The sequence below is a fragment of the Pseudomonas sp. FEMGT703P genome, from assembly GCF_002786345.1.
GTDB lineage: Bacteria > Pseudomonadota > Gammaproteobacteria > Pseudomonadales > Pseudomonadaceae > Aquipseudomonas > Aquipseudomonas peli.
This window is the reverse complement of record NZ_PGCM01000010.1, coordinates 76,974-97,681: the sequence shown is the minus strand read 5'-3', so window position 1 is coordinate 97,681 and position 20,708 is coordinate 76,974. Positions and strand designations below refer to the sequence as shown.

The 20,708-nt window shown below is 54.1% G+C and carries 30 protein-coding genes and 1 tRNA gene; 24 read left to right on the top strand and 7 right to left on the bottom strand.

Annotated features, from left to right (window positions below; translation table 11 throughout):
- Positions 1-106 precede the first annotated feature (106 nt).
- From CUR33_RS13995 to CUR33_RS13975, 5 genes are all read left to right on the top strand, one after another.
- Complete coding sequence (locus CUR33_RS13995; protein ID WP_289240040.1) at positions 107-328, top strand: hypothetical protein; 222 nt, start codon at positions 107-109, stop codon at positions 326-328.
- A gap of 39 nt (positions 329-367) precedes the next feature.
- Positions 368-2,341: a hypothetical protein gene (locus CUR33_RS13990; protein ID WP_289240039.1), complete on the top strand. Its 1,974-nt coding sequence runs from the start codon at positions 368-370 to the stop codon at positions 2,339-2,341.
- Positions 2,338-3,117: a hypothetical protein gene (locus CUR33_RS13985; RefSeq protein ID WP_289240038.1), complete on the top strand. Its 780-nt coding sequence runs from the start codon at positions 2,338-2,340 to the stop codon at positions 3,115-3,117. The genes CUR33_RS13990 and CUR33_RS13985 overlap by 4 nt, the downstream gene beginning before the upstream one ends.
- Before the next feature lies 1 nt (position 3,118).
- Complete coding sequence (locus CUR33_RS13980; protein WP_289240037.1) at positions 3,119-3,847, top strand: hypothetical protein; 729 nt, start codon at positions 3,119-3,121, stop codon at positions 3,845-3,847.
- A gap of 95 nt (positions 3,848-3,942) precedes the next feature.
- Positions 3,943-4,764, top strand: coding sequence for an HNH endonuclease (locus CUR33_RS13975; protein WP_289240036.1), 822 nt, complete (start codon positions 3,943-3,945; stop codon positions 4,762-4,764).
- A gap of 72 nt (positions 4,765-4,836) precedes the next feature.
- Here CUR33_RS13975 and CUR33_RS13970 read toward each other — a convergent pair whose 3' ends face one another.
- Positions 4,837-5,922 carry a hypothetical protein gene (locus tag CUR33_RS13970; protein ID WP_289240035.1) on the bottom strand — a complete coding sequence of 362 codons (1,086 nt, stop codon included), beginning with the start codon at positions 5,920-5,922 and terminating at the stop codon, positions 4,837-4,839.
- An 89-nt stretch (positions 5,923-6,011) separates the two neighbouring features.
- On the bottom strand, positions 6,012-6,278 hold the full coding sequence (locus CUR33_RS13965; RefSeq protein ID WP_289240034.1) for a DNA-binding protein: 267 nt from the start codon (positions 6,276-6,278) through the stop codon (positions 6,012-6,014).
- Positions 6,279-6,410: 132 nt separating this feature from the next.
- Here CUR33_RS13965 and CUR33_RS13960 point away from each other — a divergent pair, with 132 nt between their 5' ends.
- The 15 genes from CUR33_RS13960 to CUR33_RS13890 all read left to right on the top strand — a co-directional run bounded on the left by CUR33_RS13960 (position 6,411) and on the right by CUR33_RS13890 (position 15,007).
- Entirely contained in the window at positions 6,411-6,626 is a 216-nt protein-coding gene (locus CUR33_RS13960; protein ID WP_090252690.1) for a DNA-binding protein, read from the top strand.
- Positions 6,623-6,844: a hypothetical protein gene (locus tag CUR33_RS13955; protein WP_289240033.1), complete on the top strand. Its 222-nt coding sequence runs from the start codon at positions 6,623-6,625 to the stop codon at positions 6,842-6,844. The genes CUR33_RS13960 and CUR33_RS13955 overlap by 4 nt, the downstream gene beginning before the upstream one ends.
- Entirely contained in the window at positions 6,841-6,990 is a 150-nt protein-coding gene (locus tag CUR33_RS13950; protein WP_289240032.1) for a hypothetical protein, read from the top strand. Before CUR33_RS13955 ends, CUR33_RS13950 begins: the two co-directional genes overlap by 4 nt.
- Entirely contained in the window at positions 6,987-7,145 is a 159-nt protein-coding gene (locus CUR33_RS13945; RefSeq protein WP_289240031.1) for an Arc family DNA-binding protein, read from the top strand. Before CUR33_RS13950 ends, CUR33_RS13945 begins: the two co-directional genes overlap by 4 nt.
- Before the next feature lie 39 nt (positions 7,146-7,184).
- Entirely contained in the window at positions 7,185-7,520 is a 336-nt protein-coding gene (gene pflM, locus CUR33_RS13940) for a lysogeny maintenance protein PflM (protein WP_289240030.1), read from the top strand.
- A gap of 4 nt (positions 7,521-7,524) precedes the next feature.
- Complete coding sequence (locus CUR33_RS13935) at positions 7,525-8,172, top strand: DNA cytosine methyltransferase (RefSeq protein ID WP_289240029.1); 648 nt, start codon at positions 7,525-7,527, stop codon at positions 8,170-8,172.
- Positions 8,169-8,435: a hypothetical protein gene (locus CUR33_RS13930; protein WP_289240028.1), complete on the top strand. Its 267-nt coding sequence runs from the start codon at positions 8,169-8,171 to the stop codon at positions 8,433-8,435. The genes CUR33_RS13935 and CUR33_RS13930 overlap by 4 nt, the downstream gene beginning before the upstream one ends.
- A gap of 287 nt (positions 8,436-8,722) precedes the next feature.
- Positions 8,723-9,094: a hypothetical protein gene (locus tag CUR33_RS13925; protein ID WP_289240027.1), complete on the top strand. Its 372-nt coding sequence runs from the start codon at positions 8,723-8,725 to the stop codon at positions 9,092-9,094.
- A gap of 106 nt (positions 9,095-9,200) precedes the next feature.
- On the top strand, positions 9,201-9,413 hold the full coding sequence (locus tag CUR33_RS13920) for a hypothetical protein (RefSeq protein WP_090247767.1): 213 nt from the start codon (positions 9,201-9,203) through the stop codon (positions 9,411-9,413).
- 13 nt (positions 9,414-9,426) lie between these two features.
- Positions 9,427-9,636, top strand: coding sequence for a major capsid protein (locus tag CUR33_RS13915; RefSeq protein WP_090247769.1), 210 nt, complete (start codon positions 9,427-9,429; stop codon positions 9,634-9,636).
- A 132-nt stretch (positions 9,637-9,768) separates the two neighbouring features.
- Positions 9,769-11,025 carry a virulence factor TspB C-terminal domain-related protein gene (locus tag CUR33_RS13910; RefSeq protein ID WP_289240026.1) on the top strand — a complete coding sequence of 419 codons (1,257 nt, stop codon included), beginning with the start codon at positions 9,769-9,771 and terminating at the stop codon, positions 11,023-11,025.
- Between the two features lies 1 nt (position 11,026).
- On the top strand, positions 11,027-11,356 hold the full coding sequence (locus CUR33_RS13905; RefSeq protein ID WP_090247770.1) for a DUF2523 domain-containing protein: 330 nt from the start codon (positions 11,027-11,029) through the stop codon (positions 11,354-11,356).
- Between the two features lie 12 nt (positions 11,357-11,368).
- Positions 11,369-12,556 (top strand): zonular occludens toxin domain-containing protein, encoded by a 1,188-nt coding sequence (locus tag CUR33_RS13900; RefSeq protein ID WP_289240025.1) that lies wholly within the window; start codon positions 11,369-11,371, stop codon positions 12,554-12,556.
- Positions 12,557-12,698: 142 nt separating this feature from the next.
- Positions 12,699-13,976 (top strand): hypothetical protein, encoded by a 1,278-nt coding sequence (locus CUR33_RS13895; RefSeq protein ID WP_289240024.1) that lies wholly within the window; start codon positions 12,699-12,701, stop codon positions 13,974-13,976.
- Positions 13,976-15,007: a phage integrase gene (locus CUR33_RS13890; protein ID WP_289240023.1), complete on the top strand. Its 1,032-nt coding sequence runs from the start codon at positions 13,976-13,978 to the stop codon at positions 15,005-15,007. Before CUR33_RS13895 ends, CUR33_RS13890 begins: the two co-directional genes overlap by 1 nt.
- Before the next feature lie 24 nt (positions 15,008-15,031).
- On the opposite strand, the gene CUR33_RS13885 is transcribed toward CUR33_RS13890, so the two are convergent.
- On the bottom strand, positions 15,032-15,322 hold the full coding sequence (locus CUR33_RS13885; protein WP_167354453.1) for a carboxypeptidase-like regulatory domain-containing protein: 291 nt from the start codon (positions 15,320-15,322) through the stop codon (positions 15,032-15,034).
- Between the two features lie 192 nt (positions 15,323-15,514).
- Here CUR33_RS13885 and CUR33_RS13880 point away from each other — a divergent pair, with 192 nt between their 5' ends.
- The gene (locus CUR33_RS13880; protein WP_289240022.1) at positions 15,515-15,790 is read left to right on the top strand and encodes an antitoxin of toxin-antitoxin stability system; all 276 of its coding nucleotides are present in this window, start codon (positions 15,515-15,517) and stop codon (positions 15,788-15,790) included.
- Positions 15,790-16,074 (top strand): type II toxin-antitoxin system RelE/ParE family toxin, encoded by a 285-nt coding sequence (locus CUR33_RS13875; protein WP_289240021.1) that lies wholly within the window; start codon positions 15,790-15,792, stop codon positions 16,072-16,074. The genes CUR33_RS13880 and CUR33_RS13875 overlap by 1 nt, the downstream gene beginning before the upstream one ends.
- A 99-nt stretch (positions 16,075-16,173) precedes the next feature.
- Here the strand turns inward: CUR33_RS13875 and CUR33_RS13870 are convergent.
- From CUR33_RS13870 to dapA, 4 genes are all read right to left on the bottom strand, one after another.
- Positions 16,174-16,263: transfer RNA gene (locus CUR33_RS13870), tRNA-Ser, on the bottom strand.
- A gap of 196 nt (positions 16,264-16,459) precedes the next feature.
- Positions 16,460-17,329, bottom strand: a complete 870-nt coding sequence (locus tag CUR33_RS13865; protein WP_289240020.1) for a phosphoribosylaminoimidazolesuccinocarboxamide synthase — start codon at positions 17,327-17,329, stop codon at positions 16,460-16,462.
- Between the two features lie 87 nt (positions 17,330-17,416).
- Entirely contained in the window at positions 17,417-18,535 is a 1,119-nt protein-coding gene (gene bamC, locus CUR33_RS13860; RefSeq protein WP_289240019.1) for an outer membrane protein assembly factor BamC, read from the bottom strand.
- 17 nt (positions 18,536-18,552) lie between these two features.
- Positions 18,553-19,431 (bottom strand): 4-hydroxy-tetrahydrodipicolinate synthase, encoded by an 879-nt coding sequence (gene dapA, locus CUR33_RS13855; RefSeq protein ID WP_090252647.1) that lies wholly within the window; start codon positions 19,429-19,431, stop codon positions 18,553-18,555.
- 226 nt (positions 19,432-19,657) lie between these two features.
- Here dapA and CUR33_RS13850 point away from each other — a divergent pair, with 226 nt between their 5' ends.
- Complete coding sequence (locus CUR33_RS13850; protein WP_090252644.1) at positions 19,658-20,215, top strand: glycine cleavage system protein R; 558 nt, start codon at positions 19,658-19,660, stop codon at positions 20,213-20,215.
- An 11-nt stretch (positions 20,216-20,226) separates the two neighbouring features.
- Complete coding sequence (locus CUR33_RS13845) at positions 20,227-20,700, top strand: peroxiredoxin (protein WP_289240018.1); 474 nt, start codon at positions 20,227-20,229, stop codon at positions 20,698-20,700.
- Positions 20,701-20,708 lie beyond the last annotated feature (8 nt).

Here is a 20,708-nt window from a genome sequence, read left to right as displayed (position 1 = left end):
GCCAGTTGCCCTAAAAAAAGCTTGACCAAACCAGCAAACAATTCTTATATATTTACGAAATGTTGAGAAAAAGCACTCATCAAAACGTAAATATTTGGAGAAATTAATGAGCGATAAACGCGAAAAATTCGTCAGGTTAGCCGAGCAACGTGTAAACCGAGCAATGAATGACATCCGTCTGATCGGAAACCTTTCCAACAGGAACGCCTACAGCTTTAACGATGAGGATGTGAAAAAGATCTTCAAGGCGCTACAGAAGGAGCTGGATCAGGCCAAATCACGCTTCAGCGATGCAGACAGTGGATCAACTGGCGACTTCAAGCTTTAAGCCTAACTGACTAAAACATTTGCCTTTGAGAGGTTCAGGATGAGCGTACAACCACAATGGAGCTTCCTGCCATTATCTAGAGGAGCTAAAGCGCGAGATCCTGTGCAGGATGAGTTCTTTCAAGAACAGTCCATTGGAGGGCTCGAACATGCTCTTATTCGCGAGACGATTCAGAACTCTCTCGACGCTCGGGCTGGTAAGGATCCGGTCAGAATTGTTTTTTCTTTAGGCAAACTACCTGCTGATCAGGCTCGTTTCTGGTTCCCTGAGGAGGTTCAAGCTCATTTTTCTGCTAAAGAAATTAGCCTAGCCCGCCTACCGGACTGGAACACGGAGACCTGCTCGTATCTGACTATCGAAGACTTCGGCACAAATGGTCTAGAAGGGAAAGTAAACACGACTGAGCCGAAAGCTGGCGGCAACTTCTATCACTTCTTCAGAGCAGAAGGCCTATCCAACAAAGGCGACGGCGCTCGCGGTAGTTGGGGTGTCGGTAAAATCGTTATTCCACGCACTAGCCGTGTCCGCTCGTTTTTTGCAGTCACCCTCAGAGCATCAGAGCCAGGGTTGCACTTAATGGGTCAGACCATCCTGCGCCATCACAGCATTGCCGAAACGCAATACACGCCTGATGGCTGGTTCAGCCTATATGAGGACGGGCTTCAGGTTCCGTTTACCAGTGACGAAGTCACCAAGAGGCTGAACTCCGATTTTCGGCTCAGTCGCGACAAAGAACCCGGCTTGGGCTTGGTTATTCCTTGGATGTACGAGGAGTACGTAACACTGGAGCGCTTAGCATCTGCAGTCGCTCGGGAATACTTCATCCCTATTCTCGCAGGTAATTTGATTGTCGAAATGAGAGATCACAGCAGCGATTTTTTCCAGCGGTTCGATGCCAAAAGCTTTGAAACTCTTAAGCTAGCAGTCTCTGATAATGACCAATTTCAAGACGCCATCCAGCTCGCTGGCAGCTTGCTAAAGCTTGGTCAAACATCACCTCTAATTGTCGATGTAGTCCACGAATCCGGTTCGACTGACCTTAACTATGATTGGTCGAGCTACAAAACCTCGATCCCCCCCCAAGACATAGAGTCAGCTCTCGACCATGGCCAGATCGTGCACTTCAAAGTCCCTATGGTGATCAAGCCTGCTAAAAGTGCCGCGCAAACTGGACACTTCGATGTTCTTATCAAGAGAAAACCAGGTCGTCACCTTCCTATATACGTCAGAGATGAACTGATAATCCCTAATTTGACTAGCCCCAAGAAGACACCTGACAGCGTTGCTCTCATTCACATCTCAGATAGTGCGATTGCAGGTGCTCTGCGCCGAGCTGAATGCCCCGCGCACACAGACTGGAAAAAAGACAGAGATAAGTTCCAGGAACAGAAATACAGCACAGCACATAGGCTCATTCCGTTTGTGCGAGAAAGCGCACTCAAGCTACTCGACAAGCTGATTACCGAGGAAGGCAAACCGGACCACAACTTGCTGGCAGCTATTCTTCCTCTCCCAGCTAACGACGCACCACCTCAAGCATCAAAGGATAAAGAACTCGTTGAACGCAAAAAAGATTCACACAAGACTTCAGACGTAGACATCCCGCCTATCCCGGCCCCCACGCCACGATGCTGGAAGTTGAAGCAATCAGCAGGTGAGATACACCTGACCGGTAACCCCGAAGGTTTCACCAATAGTGATGGCTACATTCTGAAACTTCGGGCGGCCTACGACCTGCGTGGTCGTAACCCTTTCAAGGCTCATTCCAGATTCGACTTCGACTTACACAAAGCTGCGACCAAAGGCGTTGATGATAAAAGTGATTTCAAAGTTGAAAAAAACGGTGCGGTCTCGGTTGTGAGCGGCACCGATGGCAGCTTGATGCTTCACGTTACTTCCCCGGAGTTTGAAATAACGTTCCTGCCTGCAGATCTGAACCGCGACCTGATAATGAAAGTTGGCTCTACCCCATTCGGAGAGTCCTCGGACGAAGATGAGGAGGTAGAAGAATGAGCCGTCGATTCAATTTTACTGGCCGCGCCAAAATCTTCAGAGAGGATGTGAAGATCATTCTTGAACCGCAGGGTAAAAAGCTGATCTGTAACGTCCAACTCAGGCTCGACGGCTACAATCTCAAACCTGATGCTGAAGTGGTTGTAGAGGCAGAGCGCGGTAGGGTCCTACGTATCCGCCATGCATGGGGGCATGCAGGGAAAGCATTCGCCAAAGATGGCGCAAGTTCCCAGTTCGATATTTCCTCGATGGGCGACCCCGAAGATGTCCGTTATCGAGTACTCGTTGTAGAACCGGGGTCTTGCCGTTTGCTGGCCACAGCTGAAGGCGTAGAAGCTCACAACACGCAGGACGGGCAAACACCACAGCGCTCTTTGCTCCCCATTGTCATGCGTGACCTGCACGGTGGTGTCTGGGAACTCGAGAATATGGGCGAGACTCCGACCCTGGTGCTCGACAGCGCGTTGGGTACCAAGCAAGAGATAAAGTCCAGTCCTATCCTGCTATCCCTTCTTCCTGGTGTGATCCGGTCCATCCTCATCTACCTTGCGCACGACCAACAAGGTACTGACGATGATGAGAGCGATCTAGGTGAAGGCAATACCTCAAACATGTGGTTGGTACAGGGCGAAAAATGGGCAGGCTGCCCTTGCCCAAACACGACTGAACATAGCGAGATAGATGACTGGGCTCAAAAAGCTGTTACAGGCTTCAGCAGGGAGAAAAAGCTGCGCGCTCACCTCGCAAATGCCATGAACATGACCCAGGAGGATTGAAATGGAAATGTTGCAGATGCGAGCACTCAACCAAGATGGCATCAATCAGATGCGTATCTGGTTAGAACAGGCCAGGCAGAATTCATCCACCCCGGTGCCAGAAGAGCTTTTGGGCAGTACGGCATTTACAAAAACATGCGGGGCTCCGGTCCCTGCATCGATTTTCGATCAAGAAGCCTTTGAAACAAAACTGAGTCTTGCAGAGGCGATCGACCAAGCAATTAGCGCCAGTGGACTGGACGAAGAGTCTCTGGAAAATAACCAAGGCTTCTGGAGCTGGCTAACACTCCAATTCGCCAAAAAATTCATCGGTAACAAGGGGGAAATCGGTGAGCACGCATTATGGGTATACGAGCCAGGTAACTGGAAAAAGGTATACCGACAGAAGATGGCCCCCCTGTGGCTTGCTTACCGCGCGCATCGCGATAACCCCGAACGTCTAAAGGCCGCGCTTGGTATCCCGGTAAACAAAACCGGCGAGGTCTTCGAACAGCTGATGGCTCGCAAATGGATTGTTCTCAGCCCTAGCATCATGGCACTTGCTACAAAGCTCTACTTTGATGATGAAAGAAAAAAATTGAGAACAGGGAGTGGGGGCAAAGGCGCGGGGGCATCTAGACGGCTCTCCACCGTCCTCGATCAACTTGGGCTTACCTACGACATTGAAGAACTGGACTGGGAAGCCTTGGCTAGCATGCTTCCTAATGACTTCAAAAGATTCATCATATGAATCTAGGCAGAGAAGCAGACCTGTTTAAAAAACAGGCTGCTTCTCTGCCTAGAGGCTGAAAATATACTCCAGCCAGAAACCTTCTTAGGAACCTCATGCAGCTAAGTAAACCGCAAGACTTGTTATCCATACCTCAAGGCAGCATTGTCACTAAAAGAAATCTTTTTGATCTCATCCAGTATTCAAAAATAAAGTCTTCCTCATACTGGGGCGGCGAAGAATTTTCCATTGGAAATACCCCTCAGCAAGGTATTAACTGGATCGGGCAACTACCTGCCGTACAGGCCGTAGTCATCAAGACCCGCCCAGGATCCTATAAGGATGATGGCTGGTCTGATGACGCGAGGTCTGCATATCACTACTCTTTCAAAGCCAGGAACTCAGTCATATCCTACAAAGAAAAAGCCAACGAAGTTTTAATAAAACAACCTCAACATTTATATCCAATTCTTCACTTCACCGAGTGCAAAGAAGGCTGGAAATTTGAGGGAACTTTCTTCGTTTCTGAAATCCATGAAGCGTTTGTTGTTCTCAGGCAAGGCAATCAACAGACTGCCCAGACCGTTTCAATTCAAGATGAAGAATACTACCAAGAAGGCGAAAGACGTTACGTTACGCATCTAATGGCAGAGAGAAGTAAAGATGCTGTAGCCGCTATAAAAAATAACAAATCATGGCTGTGCGAAATTTGTAACAGCGACTTCAATGAGGAATACGGAATCCCCTACATTGAAGCTCATCATAAAACACCTATTTCAAGCTTCTCTGCCGCGCACACTATCACAATAAATGACCTAGCACTCCTGTGCCCGAACTGCCATAAAGCCACACACATATACATGAAAATTAGCGAACTTGATTATAACGAAATCAAAGAAATAATTTCAGCCAAGGTTTACCACAATCGAAAAAATTAAAAATAATCTGGCACATTACCCAAGCCAGTTTCACCTTACATCCTTACTTTGGAACCTCACTTCACAACAAAACTATCTCTTAACACTAGAAATTTTCAACAAAGCATCTATCAGATTCTTCCTTTCAATATTATCTTGCCTTGCCTCCTCTAAAGACGCAGTTGTCTGCCCTTTCTCTAAAATAAAGTTCCTTTCTGAAGCTGCTAGAGCCCCAGCAGTAGCCCTAAACGAGTCCACATCTCGAGCTTCAACATTTACCATCAATACAGAAATATACTTTAGCTCTATGTTCGATATCTCATTCTGGAAATACTTAATTTCTACCTGAGCACCCTTGTATATTCTCAGAAAAAAATAAGCAAAGACTTCAACCAGTACTACAAAAGAAAATTTTGGAATAAAACCAGCTAGAGAATCAAAGTCAAAATTTACATCAGCAGCCAATTTAACAACCCAGCCCATATATATCAAACCAACGGCCGATATGATTATTCCAATAAATAAATTTACATTAGCACGCCTTCCTAACCCATAAATTTCTTTTTCCAACCTCATGATAAATGCCTTTACAACACCCTCAATTTTCTCCTCCAAAAATTTCTTTTCAGTTAACGCAATTAGTTTATCTCGATACCCTAGAAGAGCGTCGTTCTCAAGGCGCGCTGTGAGCTCTTCAATAAATTTTTCTCTTTCAGATTCTTTAAGTTCCCCCACTCCCAAAGCTTCACCCTTCTCCTTCTTTGAAGCTTCTTCTCTTTTTGCATCTTGAACTCTTGCTAGTTCTTCACGCCCATAGCTCTCTTTAATACTCATGGCCAGAACCTCTTCAAGCTCTGGATCCATTAATGTGCTTGGCTTTTCCACATCAAGATAAGAAAAGAAAGACTTAGCAGTAGCCACAACTACAACTAGACTCATCGCAATCACAACTAATAAATTACTATCTAAAATTTCCGAAAATTTTAAATACGGGATAACCACCAAATCTTTTGAAGAAAAAACAAATAGTGCAATCAGAAAAGACACTGACACTATTACCTTAATATACCTTGTTCTTGCTTCGCGCTCTTTTCTTTTAATTCTTTGATTTTGATAGTCAGTTAATATAGTAAATTGTCCCTTGGCATTTACCCCTCCAACCCTTTCCTTAACAGTCAATTTTCCGTTCCTAGTGTATTTAAGAGTAAAGATTCAAACCTTCATTTTTCGCGTATATAAACGACTTGCTACTTCCGTTGTAACCGCTATCACTCGCTTTGATTAGACAATTTCGAGTCGGCCTCTTCGTTTGCAGGCGAAATCTGCCCCCTTATAAGGTCTACCTCTCCCTTCCATAGCCATAGCTCGTATTCAGGAAATGCTTTCAGCAGCTCCTCCATGTCCTCAATTCTCGCCTTCACCTTCATTTCGGTGGCTACGGTTTGCCACCTGCGACGGTTCTTAATTGTCGTTGCCTGAGCAAGCCTTGCGGGGCCAATGTGGCGAACAAGAGTTCTAAGCCTTTCCTCAATCATTCCAAAAAGCTCTAAAAAGAAATGACAAATAATTTGATAGTCAAATATTTTGTCATTAGGCTTGCTATCGAAGACAAATAATTTGTCACCAGGGCATTTGGTCCTAATGACACGAATAGTGACGGAACGAGCATGGAACTGGAAGAGCTGGAACCTTCGAAGCTGATAGGCCCGCAACAGGACGTTGAAACCGTCGAATCTTGGGCGGATCGCAACGGCCTTACCTACGGCACCGCGCGTGCCTGGGCCATGAAAGGCGTAGTGCCTACTGTAAAGCTTGGCAAGCGCCGCATGGTGAATAGCACCCTGCTGCGCTCCTGGCTGCTGGAACAGGAGTGGACGGCATGAGCAACGGGCCTTGCGTCGTTCAAGTAGCCAGCTACCACGGCAAAACCCGTCAGAAGCGCTGGCACCGTTGCTTCCGTGGCGACTCTCGCCAGGAATGCCACTTCTTTATAGATATGGCTGTAGCTGACGTTGTTGCAGACGATCCGCTGACCTCCCTGCTCGCCCAGGAACAAGCCCGCGAGAACTTCCGCATTTATAAGCTGTGGGGTATGGCATGAGCGCTGACCTCTATAGCAGAGAAGCCTTCGCGGCTCTGGTTGGCGTTCCGGTGGAAGTTGTCGCTCGTTGGATCATGAGCGGCGGTGTCTCCAGCGTAAAAGTCGGCAAAACCCGGTTGGTGCGTTTCGCGGTGGTGAACCCATGAGCCGCACAGACGCGCAATTCAAGCTGCGCATGCCTGCTGCACTGCGCGCCCAGGTCGAGCAAGCCGCCAAAGAGGCGCGCCGCTCTCTGAATGCTGAAATCATCCTTCGTCTTGAGGCGAGCTTTGCCCAGGTAAAGCAGGGGGTTTCCCAGTGATCTACGCCAGCTCCGGTTACCCAGGCGAGGGCATGAGCTATGACGCCATTCAGCTACAGCAACCAGCAGCACGCCGAGAACTGCGACTGCTCTGTCTGCTGGTCAAAGGCCGAGATGGCCAAGCCCGATCCTTGCCCGTCCACACCCTGCGACCAATGCCGCCCCGCGTCTGCCCGACCCGTGCGCGCACTCAAGATGCGCCTCGTCGCTGGTGCCTGGACGCCCTTGCTTTCCCAGTGGGAAATCACCCCGGCCTTTACCTGCGAGAAACACACGCCAAGCGGCCGACCTCCAAAGTATTGGAGCGTTGTGGCCAGCATCGGCAAGCCCGTGCCTTTCGTGCCGCTGCACGAACCGTTTCAGCTTGTGGGGTAGCGCTATGAATCAGCCAACTGCCCTGATCGCCTGCGAATACTCCGGCCGTGTCCGTGATGCCCTGACCGCCATGGGCTTCTATGCCGTGAGCTGTGACCTTCTGCCTTCTGAAACCGAAGGCGAGCACATCCAGGGCGATGTTCTGGACGTGCTCGACTGGGGCTGGGATCTGCTGATTGCTCACCCACCTTGCACCGATCTGGCCACCTCCGGAGCTCGCTGGTTTCCGGCCAAGATCGCTGACGGTCGTCAGGCCCGTGCGCTGAACTTCGTCCGTGTATTGCTGAAAGCACCGATTCGCTTCAAGGCCCTGGAAAACCCTAAGTCGGTTATCTCCAGCCACATCCGCAAGCCTGATCAGATTGTTCAGCCCTGGATGTTCGGCCATGGCGAAACTAAGGAAACCCACTTCTGGCTTGAGAACCTGCCGCCTCTCACGCCTACTGATATTGTCGATGGCCGTTCCCCAGTCGTTCATCACATGGCTCCCGGCCCTGACCGCTGGAAGAACCGCTCCCGCACCTATCAGGGCATTGCCGATGCGATTGCCGATCAGTGGGGCCGTCACGTCATTGAGCAGCTGTCTTCACCATCGCCGCGCCATCGCCCCCATCAACCCCAGCAACTGAGCTTCGGAGGCCTGAGCGCATGAAAGTCTCATTTCGCGTCGGTCGCTATCTGTTGGCTCTGCTCTGGCATTGGTCGCTGCCATTCACGTTCGGCGCCGTATTCGCCTCCGTGCTAGCCATCCAGGGCGTACAGGAAGGTCTCGAGCTGCTCGACGAAGCCTTGGACGCTTCCATCAACCGAGTGGCTGACGCCTGCGCCATCCCGCGCGAACCACCCAACCGAGGATCGCCGCCTGTGTCCGGGGCTGGTTTACCAGTCGCGGGCGCAGGTGGCGAAACGGGATGACAAGGGCGAGGCCCTTGGTGTGGCAGTTTTTAATTAACAGAACTAATTAGGAGGAAATTTGAAAATGTCATTGCGTCACTATTAATTCCATTAAGAATCGTGACTATGACATTTAACTATCCATGATTTATCGCTGTATTTATCGCGTATAAATAACTCAAAGCAACCCCTTGCAGCCGCAGCATACAGGGCAGATGAAGAACTTTAACAGTTCCTCTGCTTGGGACTCTTCGGCCTGCAAAAAGGCAAACCGCGCAATAACGCGCAACTAAGCGAGGAAACAAAATATGGCACGTTCAACTATGGAAGTTGCATTTCTCGGCACTCAACGCTTCGACGGCGAAAACGGCCAGAAGTACATCAAAGTGTTTTATGGCGATGAGCCGGACGGTAAAACCGAGCACGGCCTGTCCATCATCGGCATGGCTGCTGAGGAAGATGCAGCCGAAGAAATCTTCGCTGCCGGCACCCGCTTCGAACCGCTGCAACTGGTGCGCATCACCTTTGACGTTGCCCGTGGTGGCCAGAACAAGGGCAAGAATCTCGCCCTGCACATCGAAGCCGTAGGCCCTAAGCCAACTGCCCGCGCTGCGGCTCCACAACCCCAAGGCCAACAAGCCAAACCAGCGGCCCAGGCTGCTGACCCGGCCAAGTCCTAAGCAGGCCGGCTCCCGTGGTGTGGATGTTCTGCAATCACTGCCGCAATACCTCGCCGGCTGCTAGCTGGCGTGTGATCTGCGCATGTCCGCACTGCCGGAGCCCCCTGTGAACTTTCTGGCCTGCGAGGGCGAATGGGTGGCCGGCCCAGGTGGTGAACCCATCTGCGCCGGTCAACTGCTCAACCTCACAAGCGAGGAAATGCAGGGCCTGTATGGCACTGCACTCAGTTGGGATCAGGTCAGCGAGCTGCAGGGCGAAACCATCGTGCTGTTTGCCCTGGTGTTCGGCTTCCTGGTTCTGAAAAAAGTCCTGAAATAGCGAGGTAACAACCATGAAAAACAAACTGCAAAACCTGAAACGCTCCCTCGGCGCTGCCGCTGCCCTGGGTGTCCTGGCCACTCAACAAGCCTATGCCGCTGTGCCGCCCGAGGCCACCGCCGCACTGGATACCGCTGGCACTGACGTTGGCACCATCGGTTGGGCTGTCTTCGGCGTACTGGTCGCCGCTGCTGCCTTCAAGTACATGCGCCGCGCTCTGTAATCGCTGCGCGCTTCACCCAAGTCCCGCTACGGCGGGACTTACTTTTCAGGGCCACTCAATGAACTACGAACTCTACGTCCTGCTGGTCACCGTGGTGGCGCTGTACCTCGTATTTTTCGGGCGGGTCTGACCATGAAATATCTGCTGCTCATTCTCTCCCTGCTACCGCTCTATGCCGTAGCCAATGAAAAGCCCTTCAAGATCCGTAACCACGACGGCTTTTATAAATCCGTGGAAGCCGCCTGTGCGGGCTTTGACTACTCAACGATTCAACAGCCCATCGTGCTGATCAACCCGACCTATGCGGGTAGTTACACCGCGCTGCAAAACACCAATTCATATCTGTGTAAGTACAACTTTTCCTATCACCCTTACAGCAACCCCGATCAACCCATTCGCCAAGGTGGCCCGTCCTCCGGCGCTGTTGTCGTGGATACCATGCCAGCCTGTGTAGCTGGCACCGAGTCCACATACACCTGGCCCCTCGGTCGGCGTGACTCGACTGCAGAGTTCAACATCGCGCCCGGTACTGCTATCTCCCCGCCGGCCTTTGCCTGCATTGATGGCTGCAAAGCTCAGCATCAATCGGTTTCTTCTTGCTTCAATGAAAGCGAAACCGACGGATCCATTACCTACTGCGACTACAACGCCAAGCTAACCGGCGAGACCTGCACCACATCCGAAAACCAGCCCCCCGAAGTTCCCCAGCCAACTGACCCTGGTGACGGCGGAACTGATCCCGGCGATGGCGGCACCGATCCGGGTGATGGTGGTACTGACCCAGGCGACGGCGGCACCGATCCGGGTGATGGTGGAACCCCAGGCGATGGCGGCACCACCCCCGGCGACGGTGGCACTAATCCAGGTGACGGCGGCACCAACCCTGGCAACGGTGGCACGAACCCAGGTAACGGTGGCACCAATCCAGGCAATGGCGGCACCAACCCAGGTGGCGGCGACAGTGACGGCGGTAGCGCCTCCGGTCTTGCCTGCGACCAGCCCTTGGCCTGCTCCGGCGATGCCATTCAATGCGCCATTCTCGACACGCAAAAGCGCGCCCGTTGCGATGCCCAAGCCGCTGGAAACTTCCCCGCACAAGAAGGCGACATCAGCGGCTTTATCAACGGCAAAGGCGACAGCGCCAAGCTCGACGAAGGCGACGGTGAAATTGATCTGTCCGGCCTGTTCAGCGGCCCGACCGATCCGCGCTTTCTGCCTGCAGCGTGCCCACCGGCCAAGACCTTCACCCTACAAACCCAAGGTGGCCGCACCTTCGAATTTTCCTATGAGCCGCTGTGCCAGTTCGCCACCGATCTTGGCTACCTGATCGTCATAGCCGCCTCGCTTTTCTACGCCATCTACGTTGGCCGCGCCTCAGGAGGTGAGTGATATGCCTGCATTTCTATGGGTTGCCCAGTTCCTTTGGCAGATCGCCAGCCCGCTGGTGATGACCGTTTTTCGCGCCATCGGCTTTGGCTTCGTCACCTACTTCGGCTTTAACGCGCTGATCAATGCCGCCCGCGATTACATGATCACGAACATGGGCAACTCGGGGATCGTCATTCAGCAAATCCTCGGGCTGGCCAAGATCGACATAGCGATAAACATCATGCTTTCCGCCGTGTTCACCCGCTTCATCATCGCGGGCATCAACAAGGCTCAGGATCGCAAACGCAATCAGGTCTGGCGCAAGCCGGGCGGCACTTCCATCGAAGCGTAAGGAGGCGCGCCCATGCTCTATATCCGCACCGGCAAACCCGGCCACGGCAAGACCCTCAACACCATCAAGGAAGTGGATCAGAAGGCCCACGCAGAAGGCCGCACCGTCTACTTCCACAACATCAACGGCCTGCAGCCAGAACAACTCAAAGCGTCCTGGTACAAGTTCGATGATCCCGAAAAATGGTTCGAACTGCCCAACGACTCAATCATTGTCGTGGACGAGGCCCAAGGCTGGTTCGGTGGTCGTGATCCTCGGGCGCGTCCGCCTGAACACATCACCCGCTTCGAAACCATGCGCCATAGCGGCCACGAAGTGCACTTGATCACCCAGGACCCGCGCTATCTGGATGTGCACCTTCGCCGCCTCTGCAATGGTCATATTCACTACTGGCGCGTCTTCAAATCACAGCAACTGCTGCGCTTTGAATCCGACTCTGTGATTGAAAAAGTCGAGGTCAAAAGCAGCTTCAAGGATGCCGAAAAAACCACGGTACGCCTCGATAAGAAGTTTTTCAGCGTCTACACCAGCAGCAATGCACAGCACCACTTTCAGACCAAGCTACCGACCAAGTTCATTCTTGCCGTGCTGGTGATCGCCGGTGCTGTCTTCATGGTCTACCGCGCCTACGAACGCTACGAATCCGGCAAGCAGACCGAACAAGCTGCCGCACACGCCCAGGCCGAAACCAGCACCCCGCCCGGCGTAGTCGATCAGGTGAAAAGCTCTGTCGGCTCACTCATAAACCCGGTCAACAACAAGCCCGGTACAAAGGCACTCAGCCTGGATGAATACCTAGCCGCCCGAGTGCCACGCATACCTGACGTGCCCAGCTCGGCCCCGATCTATGACGAACTGACCAAGCCGCAAAGCTACCCGCGGCTGTCCTGCGTCATGAGTTCGGATGAGGGGTATATCGACCGCAACGCAAAGCGCTACCGAGTCGTCAGAACTCAGGAAAAAGCCTTTATCTGCGAGTGCTTCACCCAGCAAGGCAGCTGGCACAAAACCACCTTTGCCTACTGCAAGAACACGGTAGAGCGCGGCGTATTTGATCCGGCCCGCCCTGACCCCGGCGCGCGCCCCGATCTGCAGCAGGCCAACAACCAACCCCAGCAACAGCCACAACAACCCGAGGAAGCCCCCAAGGGCGTCACCGTGACCCGTATTCCCTACGAGAAAGGCCGATTTCTATGGTGATCACTCAGCGCCTTCGCTTGGCGCATTTGAGCGCATGCGCGAGGTACGAGCGCCGCGCCAAATGCGCGCGCTGACGTCCCTGTAACACGTCAGATAAACAAGTTTGCACAGTGTCGATTCGTCACTATTTGGAGTAGTAAAAATGACCGTAAAAGATCAAATTCGGGTAGACCACCAGTTCAAAGAGTCGGCAACTGGTCGCGTCTTCTTCGACCAGAAAACGGCCAAGATCACCGATCTGACAAAAGTGCGCTTGCTGCGCTGTGGCGTCGATACGGTGCGCCAGTTGTATCGGGGCATGATCCGTCCGGAGATCATGGCGCTGTTTGAGAACCCAGGCACCTTGGTCGACTTCGCGGGTCAGCGCTGGCACTCCGGTCGTGTAGGCCGTGACTCGGGCTACCAGTACAAGCTGCAAAACGCTGACCTGGGCATCATCCTGTTGGTGAAAAACTTCAACGCCAAGCTGGACTGCATCGGTCCACACCTGAAAATCGAAGTGTCACCCCATGCAATCGACAGCCTATCGCCTGAGCGCCTGCAGGCTCGGTTAGATTTCTATGCGTCTGAGGTCATGACCCATGTTGAAATCAATCAGTGCGCCGTCCACCTTGCGTTAGACCTCCAGGGCTGGACACCTCCCACCGATCTGGTGGCTCGCATGCACTGCAAAGCACGTGTGCAGCGTGACATAACCGGCATCAACGAAATTAACTGGGCGACCAAATCCAGCACCTACGGACGTGGCGAAACGTCCATGTTTGGCTCGGCCAACGGTGTTCAGCTCTGTATCTACAACAAGACCGAACAGGCCAAGGCAACTGACAAGCTCGACTACTGGGAAAGCGTCTGGAAACGTCGTGACAGCTTTGACGAAAAAGACCCCGACAACTACAACCCAGACCAAGCCGTATGGCGTGTAGAACTGCGCTATCACCACTCCATCATCCAGCAATTCGCTAGCGGCTCGCTCGATGTGAGAACCGGTGAGGCCATCGACACCAGTTCGTTTGCAGCGTTTGCCGGGCATCTGGACGGCCTTTGGCGCTATGGCCTACGCCAATTCAAGTTGCTCGACCGCCCTGGTTACTTCTCCCCCATCTGGACACTCATTCGCGAGGATGTGCGCGTGGATTTACCTGTTGATTCCCTGCTTGAGGACACTGAATACAAGCGCTACTACAAGACCTCCCGTGGCTTCTCAGGCAAAAACGTCGAACTGTTCCTGGGCAACTTCGTCAGCCTGCTGGCGAGGGAACGGGTGGGCGCAAAAAAGGCGTTTGACCGGCTGCAAACTTGGGAATGCTGGCCGGTTATTCGTGATCACTACGCTGCCAAAGACATGAGTGAATACGACATCTACAAGCACATCAAAACCCTGCTGGAAGAACGCAACGTCAGGTGGGGGCGTGCCGTTTAATGGCTATCGAACAACAACCTGACGGACGCTGGAAGGTCGATGTAGAACCGATCAAGGGCAAACGCTTTCGTAAGACTTTCAAGACCAAAGCTGAGGCCCAACGCTTCGAGGCAACATGCCGTGCCAAAGTCATAGATGCCCCTGCTTGGTCTCCAAAACCTAAGGACAGACGCCGCCTGAGTGACCTGATCGACCGATGGGCAACACTGCATGCGCATACCCTTTCAGATGGTGAGGCTCGCCGCCGTTTGCTTGATACGCTCGCAAAAGACTTGGGCAATCCGATAGCTATCAAACTGACGGGGAATGAGTACGCCGAGTACAGAACCAACGCGCTCAAGGCTGGTGCCAACCCCAAGACCTTAAACAATCGCCTGGGCTACCTGCGCTCTGTATTCAACGTGTTGTTTCAGCTCAGCGACATTGATTATCCAAACCCGCTGGCGCGTGTCCGCCCTCTTCGCCTGCAGGAAAAGGAACTGGCCTACCTGACCGATCAGCAGATCGAAAAACTGTTTGCCACAATCCACAGCTATTGCCGGACGCCTCACGTCGCCATGATCGCGGCAATCTGTTTGGCTACTGGCGCTCGATGGGGAGAGGCTCAGGCACTGACACCTGAAAAGGTACGCAACCAGCTGGTTACGTTCGTGAACACCAAAGGCAAGCGCGTCCGCTCGATTCCGGTCGCACTGGAACTAGAACAGCAGATCCACCGGCACTTCAAACAGCACGGCCAGTTCAGCAACTGCCTCAACAGCTTTGATAAGGCTCTGGCTGAATCTCGCTTACCGGTTCCGGCTGGCCAGTCATCGCACGTCCTGCGGCATACCTTCGCCAGTCACTTCGTCATGAGCGGCGGCAACATCCTCACACTGCAGAAGATCCTGGGCCATACAACCTTGGCAATGACCATGCGTTACACGCATCTGGCACCTGATCATTTGCAGGATGCAATCAAATTAGGGCCTGTATCTGACTATACGAAGCTGCTTGGAGAAGGAGTTGCTATGCATGGTGTGCCAGCTTGAATAGCCAGCACATCCATCAGGCATTCACTGGCGAGGAACAAGCTCGATATCGTGAATCTGCTCTTTACCTACGCTTTTGGTGTAGATGTTGTAGCCGGGAGCATTCACAAAAATTACGTGGCTAGGGATGAACGGCCCTGTCAGGTTATAGGCACCCATGGCATTAGTCGTGGCGCTCACATTGTTAATGGTCACTGACGCCGACGAAATAGGGTTACCTGTTGGCTTGTCTCGCACTACACCACTGATATTCATACATCCGGCAAGCGTAGCGATAAGAGGAAGGGTCAGGAATAGGTGTTTCGGGGACTTCATACAAATCATCCTTGGTTTAAAAAGTGCTGATCATTAGCACTTTGCCATCACATGTCCACACTTAGAAAAGACTTTCGACTTCATACCTCAGCCATAACCGATGACCTGTGCTTTCCTATGCGGCGTGCATTGTTTAGCATGCATACAACGTATATACGTTGTAGATACGAACTGACTTAGAGGTATCGCACCATGGCCAAAGAAGCCGTTTTCAATTTGAAGTTGGAACCCGAGCTACGCGAAGGATTCATGGCAGCAGCGCAAGCCGCACACCTACCGGCCTCGCAAGTGATGCGTGACCTCATGCGCGATTTCATCCGCCAGCAGCAACAAGCCAAAGAGCGTGATGAATTCGTGCAACGTAAGGTTGCTGCAGCCAGGGTATCGGTCGAGGCTGGCCGTGGTCGATCGAATGATGATGTAGAAGCAGAATTCGCCGCTCGCCGTGCTAAGGCTCAAGGGAACTAATGAAGGTTACTTGGACACCCGAGGCTCTGCAGGATCGTCTGGATATCTGGGAATACATCGCCGCTGATAACCCCGCCGCTGCCGTGCACATGGATGAACTATTCAGCGCGGCTGCGTCCACCCTTGCTGACTTTCCGCAAAGAGGGCGACTGGGAACGGTTGTCGGCACCCGCGAGCTGATACCCCACGAGAACTACCGCCTGATCTATCAGACCGAGAGTGACGGTGTCTGGATTCTTGCCCTGGTGCACGTCGCCAGAATGTGGCCTCCGCTCCAAAGCTAACGCCCTACCCCAGCTTTCGACACTTCTTCGACACTTGCCCAGCCTGAAACGAAAAAGCCCCCGAAACTCTAGGAATTTCAGGGGCTTAGACGATCTATATGGCGGGAAGATAGGGATTTGAACCCTAGGTACCATCGCTGATACAACGGATTTCGAATCCGTCCCGTTCGGCCACTCCGGCATCTTCCCGTGGCGGCGCGCATGATAACAGGTGAAGTGCGTTTGGCGAACCCCAGTTTTGAAATTTTTCACATACTTTCAGATGCTTGCGATCAAAGGCTGTGAGCAACTGCGGACCCTGACTGAAGGGAGGCTAAACAGTCGCCCACAAAAAGGGGCGCCGTAGCGCCCCTCTGTGTCGCGCTTACGCGCGTATTGCTGCGGCTTAGACGGTGAGACGCGTCAGGGCTTCGCGGTATTTGTCGGCGGTTTTCTGCGCGACGTCCGCGGGCACTGCTGGGGCTGGTGGCTCTTTGTTCCAGCCGGTGGATTCCAGCCAGTCGCGTACGAACTGCTTGTCGAAGCTTGGCGGGTTCTTGCCTTCTGCATAGCTGTCCGCCGGCCAGAAGCGGCTGGAGTCTGGGGTCAGGGCTTCGTCCATCAGGGTCAGGGTGCCGTCTTCGTCAAGGCCGAATTCGAACTTGGTGTCGGCGATGATGATGCCGCGTGTGGCGGCGTATTCCACCGCTGCGCTGTACAGGGCAATCGAGGTATCGCGCACTTTGGCAGCCAGCTCTGCGCCGATGATCACTTCGCACTGTTCGAAACTGATGTTCTCGTCATGGTCGCCCACGGCGGCCTTGGTCGAGGGGGTGAAGATCGGTTGCGGCAGCTTGGCCGCTTCCTTAAGACCCGCAGGCAGTTGGATGCCGCAAACGGTGCCGCTCTTCTGGTATTCCTTCCAACCGGAGCCAACGATATAGCCGCGCACGATGGCTTCCACCGCGACTGGCTTGAGGCGCTTGGCGACTACTGCGCGGCCTTCCACCAGAGGCAGTTCGGCGGCGGGGACGATGTCTTCAACCTTGTCGCCGGTGAAGTGGTTGGGCACCAAATCCTTGAGCTTGTCGAACCAAAAGTTGGAGATGGCGGTGAGGATCTTGCCCTTTTCCGGGATTGGCTCGTTGAGGATTACGTCGAATGCCGAAAGGCGGTCGGTGGCGACCATCAGCATGCGTTTGTCGTCGATCTCGTAAAGATCACGGACTTTGCCCGAATAGATTTTCTTCAGGCTCAGGGTGGTGGCTGTGCTCATGTCGGAATTTCCGCCTTTGGTAAACAAAACAGGCGAAACCCGCCGGGTTTCGCCTATTGGTATTGCCGGTGCAGCAGTTACCTGCTGTCAGCCAAGGTTTTCCTGGATCAGGTCCAGCACCTTGCGCGCCACGTCGGCTGGGGCAATGGTGTTGAGATCTTTTTCCACGGTGACCTGCACGCTGTCGCCAACGGCGGTCAGGCGTACCTGATAGCGTTCGGCACGGGCGTCGATTTCTTCCTTGCTCGGCGCGCTGCCAAATACGCTACCGAAGAAGCCAGGTTTTTCGTCCGGCTTCTGCGCGCGCTCGGCGAGGTTGATGTAGTACACGCCCAGGCTGCGGTTGATGTCGTCGATGCGTACATCAGCCATTTCCAGGGAGCGGCCCACACCGGACCAGGCGCGATCGAAATCAGCACCCAGGCTCAGCACCGGGTTGCCGTTGCCGTCTTCGGACAGGCTAACGCGGTTCGGTGCATCGTAATCACGAGCAGCCAGCAGGGAGACCGAACCACCCTGCTCGGCGCTGCGCGCCAGGGTCACGAGCATTTCATCGAGCAGCGCAGCATCCAGGCTGGGGTTGCTGCTGCGGTTGGTGAAGGCGACATCGGCAGTGCTGCCAGCTGGACGCTCGGCGCTGACCACGAAGATTTCGCTGGTATTACGCTGCACACCTGGCTCTATACGCACCCGCACGCGGGTTTCGGCATCTGGATTCACGCCGGATACGCGACTGCTCAGACGACGCGCCATGGATTCAGACAGGGCATCAAAACGCTGCCAGGTGGTGCTGAACTCGCCCGTTTGCGGACGCTCTTCTGCAATCTGGAAGCCGTTGTCAGCAAAGAACTGACGCGCTACAGGCCAGACTTCAGCCGGTACGCGCTGCGCTACGACCCAACGCGACTCGCCGCTCTTTTGCAGGCTGAACTCGCTGGCATCCCCGGCCACAGCCAGGGCTTGCGGGCGCGGCACGATAAATTCGCCGGTATCGGTGGTGGTGGCTACCTGCTGCGGCACGGGCAACAGTGGGTCGATACGCTTGGCGTCGACGTTTGGCGGCATTTGCATCGTGGCTGTCTGACGGGCTTCGAGGTAGTCGCTGCCACGGTCACGGAAATAGCCGTTTTCGCCATAGATCCAGCCGCAACCGCTGGTACCAGCGATGATCAGGGCCAGGGCGGAGAGTCCGGTGAGTCGCTTCATGCGTAGTAATTCCTCAATTAAACCAATACGCCGGACTGGCGCAGGGCCTGACGCAGCGGTTCATGACAACGTGGGCTGAGCCAGGTCAGTGGCAGACGGATACCGTCTGGCATCAAACCCATTTCATGCAGAGCCCATTTCACCGGAATCGGGTTGGATTCGATAAACAGCGCCTTGTGCAGCGGCATCAAGCGGTCGTTGATGGCGCGGGCAATGGCAGCTTCACCGCGCATGGCTGCTGCGCACAGATCGCTCATCGCGCGCGGGGCGACGTTGGCGGTTACCGAGATATTGCCCTTGCCGCCCATCAGCATCAGCTCGACGGCGGTGGCGTCATCGCCGGAATAGACCAGGAAGTCCTTGCTCACGCGATCCAGAACTTCCTGGCCGCGCTGCAGGTCGCCGGTGGCTTCCTTGATACCGATGATGTTGTCGATCTTGGCCAGACGCTCAACGGTTTCCGGCAGCATGTCGCAGACCGTACGGCCTGGCACGTTGTAGAGGATCTGCGGGATGGCAACCGATTCGGCGATATGGCGGAAGTGCAGGTACAGGCCTTCCTGAGTCGGCTTGTTGTAATACGGGGTGACCAGCAGGCAGGCGTCGGCGCCTACATCTTTAGCGGCGCGGGTCAGTTCGACCGACTCTCGGGTGGAGTTGCCACCGGTACCGGCGATGACGGGAATACGTCCGGCTACCTGATCGACCACACGACGGATCACTTCTACGTGCTCACCCACGTCAAGCGTGGCGGACTCACCTGTGGTGCCGACCGCGACGATGGCGTTGGTGCCCTCTTGCAGGTGGAAATCCACCAGTTTGCTCAGGCCGTCCCAATCAAGACCACCTTGTGCATCCATGGGCGTAACCAGTGCCACCATACTGCCCGCAATCATGCAACCGCTCCTGCCGGAAAAAGAGAGCGGTAATGGTACTGGGGCCACCTGCCTTGCACAAGCGAAGTACCTCGGCAACGCGTATACAATCTTTCTCAGGCAAACGCGGCACATTCCACATCGCCAAGCCCTGCCGGCATTCCCCTGAGCGGTGCTTTTCGCTACCCTTCCGGCTTTGATCGGTGCTGTATAAACAGCTCGACCGCTTATTGTTTAGGAAGGCTGCATGTCCACCCCCCCAGTTCGCGAACAATTCCTGCTTATCAGCGCCCTCGGCCCCAACGCCATGGAGCTGACCAACGTGCTCTGCCGCACCAGTCACGAGAACCGTTGCGCCGTGGTCAGTACTCGCCTCAGCCGACATGGTGAGTACAGCGCACTGGTCTTGCAGATATCCGGCAGCTGGGATGCCCTGGCTCGCCTGGAGTCAAGCCTGCCGGCGCTGGCGAAGAAGCACAGCTTCTCGGTCAATGTGATTCGCAGCGCCGCCTCGGAAAGCCGCCCACAGGCGCTGCCTTATGTGGCGTATGTCAGCTCGGCCTACCGCCCAGACATCCTCAATGAGCTGTGCCAGTTCTTTCTCGACCATCACGTCGAGCTGGAAAACCTCACCTGCGACACCTACCAGGCGCCGCAGACAGGCGGCACCATGCTCAACGCCACGCTGACCGTGACCCTGCCTGCCGGCACGCAGATCAGCTGGTTGCGCGATCAGTTTCTCGACTTTGCCGATGCGTTGAACCTGGACGCACTGATTGAGCCTTGGCGCCCACAGAATCCATAAAGGAGCAGTTTATGGCCGTAGCACTCGACACCCCTGTTGCCGATTTCCAGGCAGAAGCCACCAGCGGCCAGACCATCCAGCTGTCCGCACTCAAGGGCCAGCAAGTGGTGATCTACTTCTACCCGAAGGACAGCACGCCGGGCTGCACCACCGAGGGCCAGGGTTTTCGCGACCAATACCCGGCGTTTCAGGCAGCTAACACGCTGATCTTCGGCGTATCGCGCGACAGCCTGAAGTCCCACGAGAACTTCAAGTGCAAGCAGGAATTCCCCTTTGAGCTGATCTCTGACAAAGATGAAGCCGTTTGCCAGCTGTTCGATGTGATCAAACTGAAGAAACTCTACGGTAAGGAATACCTGGGCGTGGACCGCAGCACCTTCCTGATCGATAAAGAGGGTGTATTGCGCCAGGAATGGCGTGGCGTGAAAGTACCCGGGCATGTCGATGCGGTACTGGCCGCGGCCCAGGCACTGAATAAAGCCTGAATCGCGCG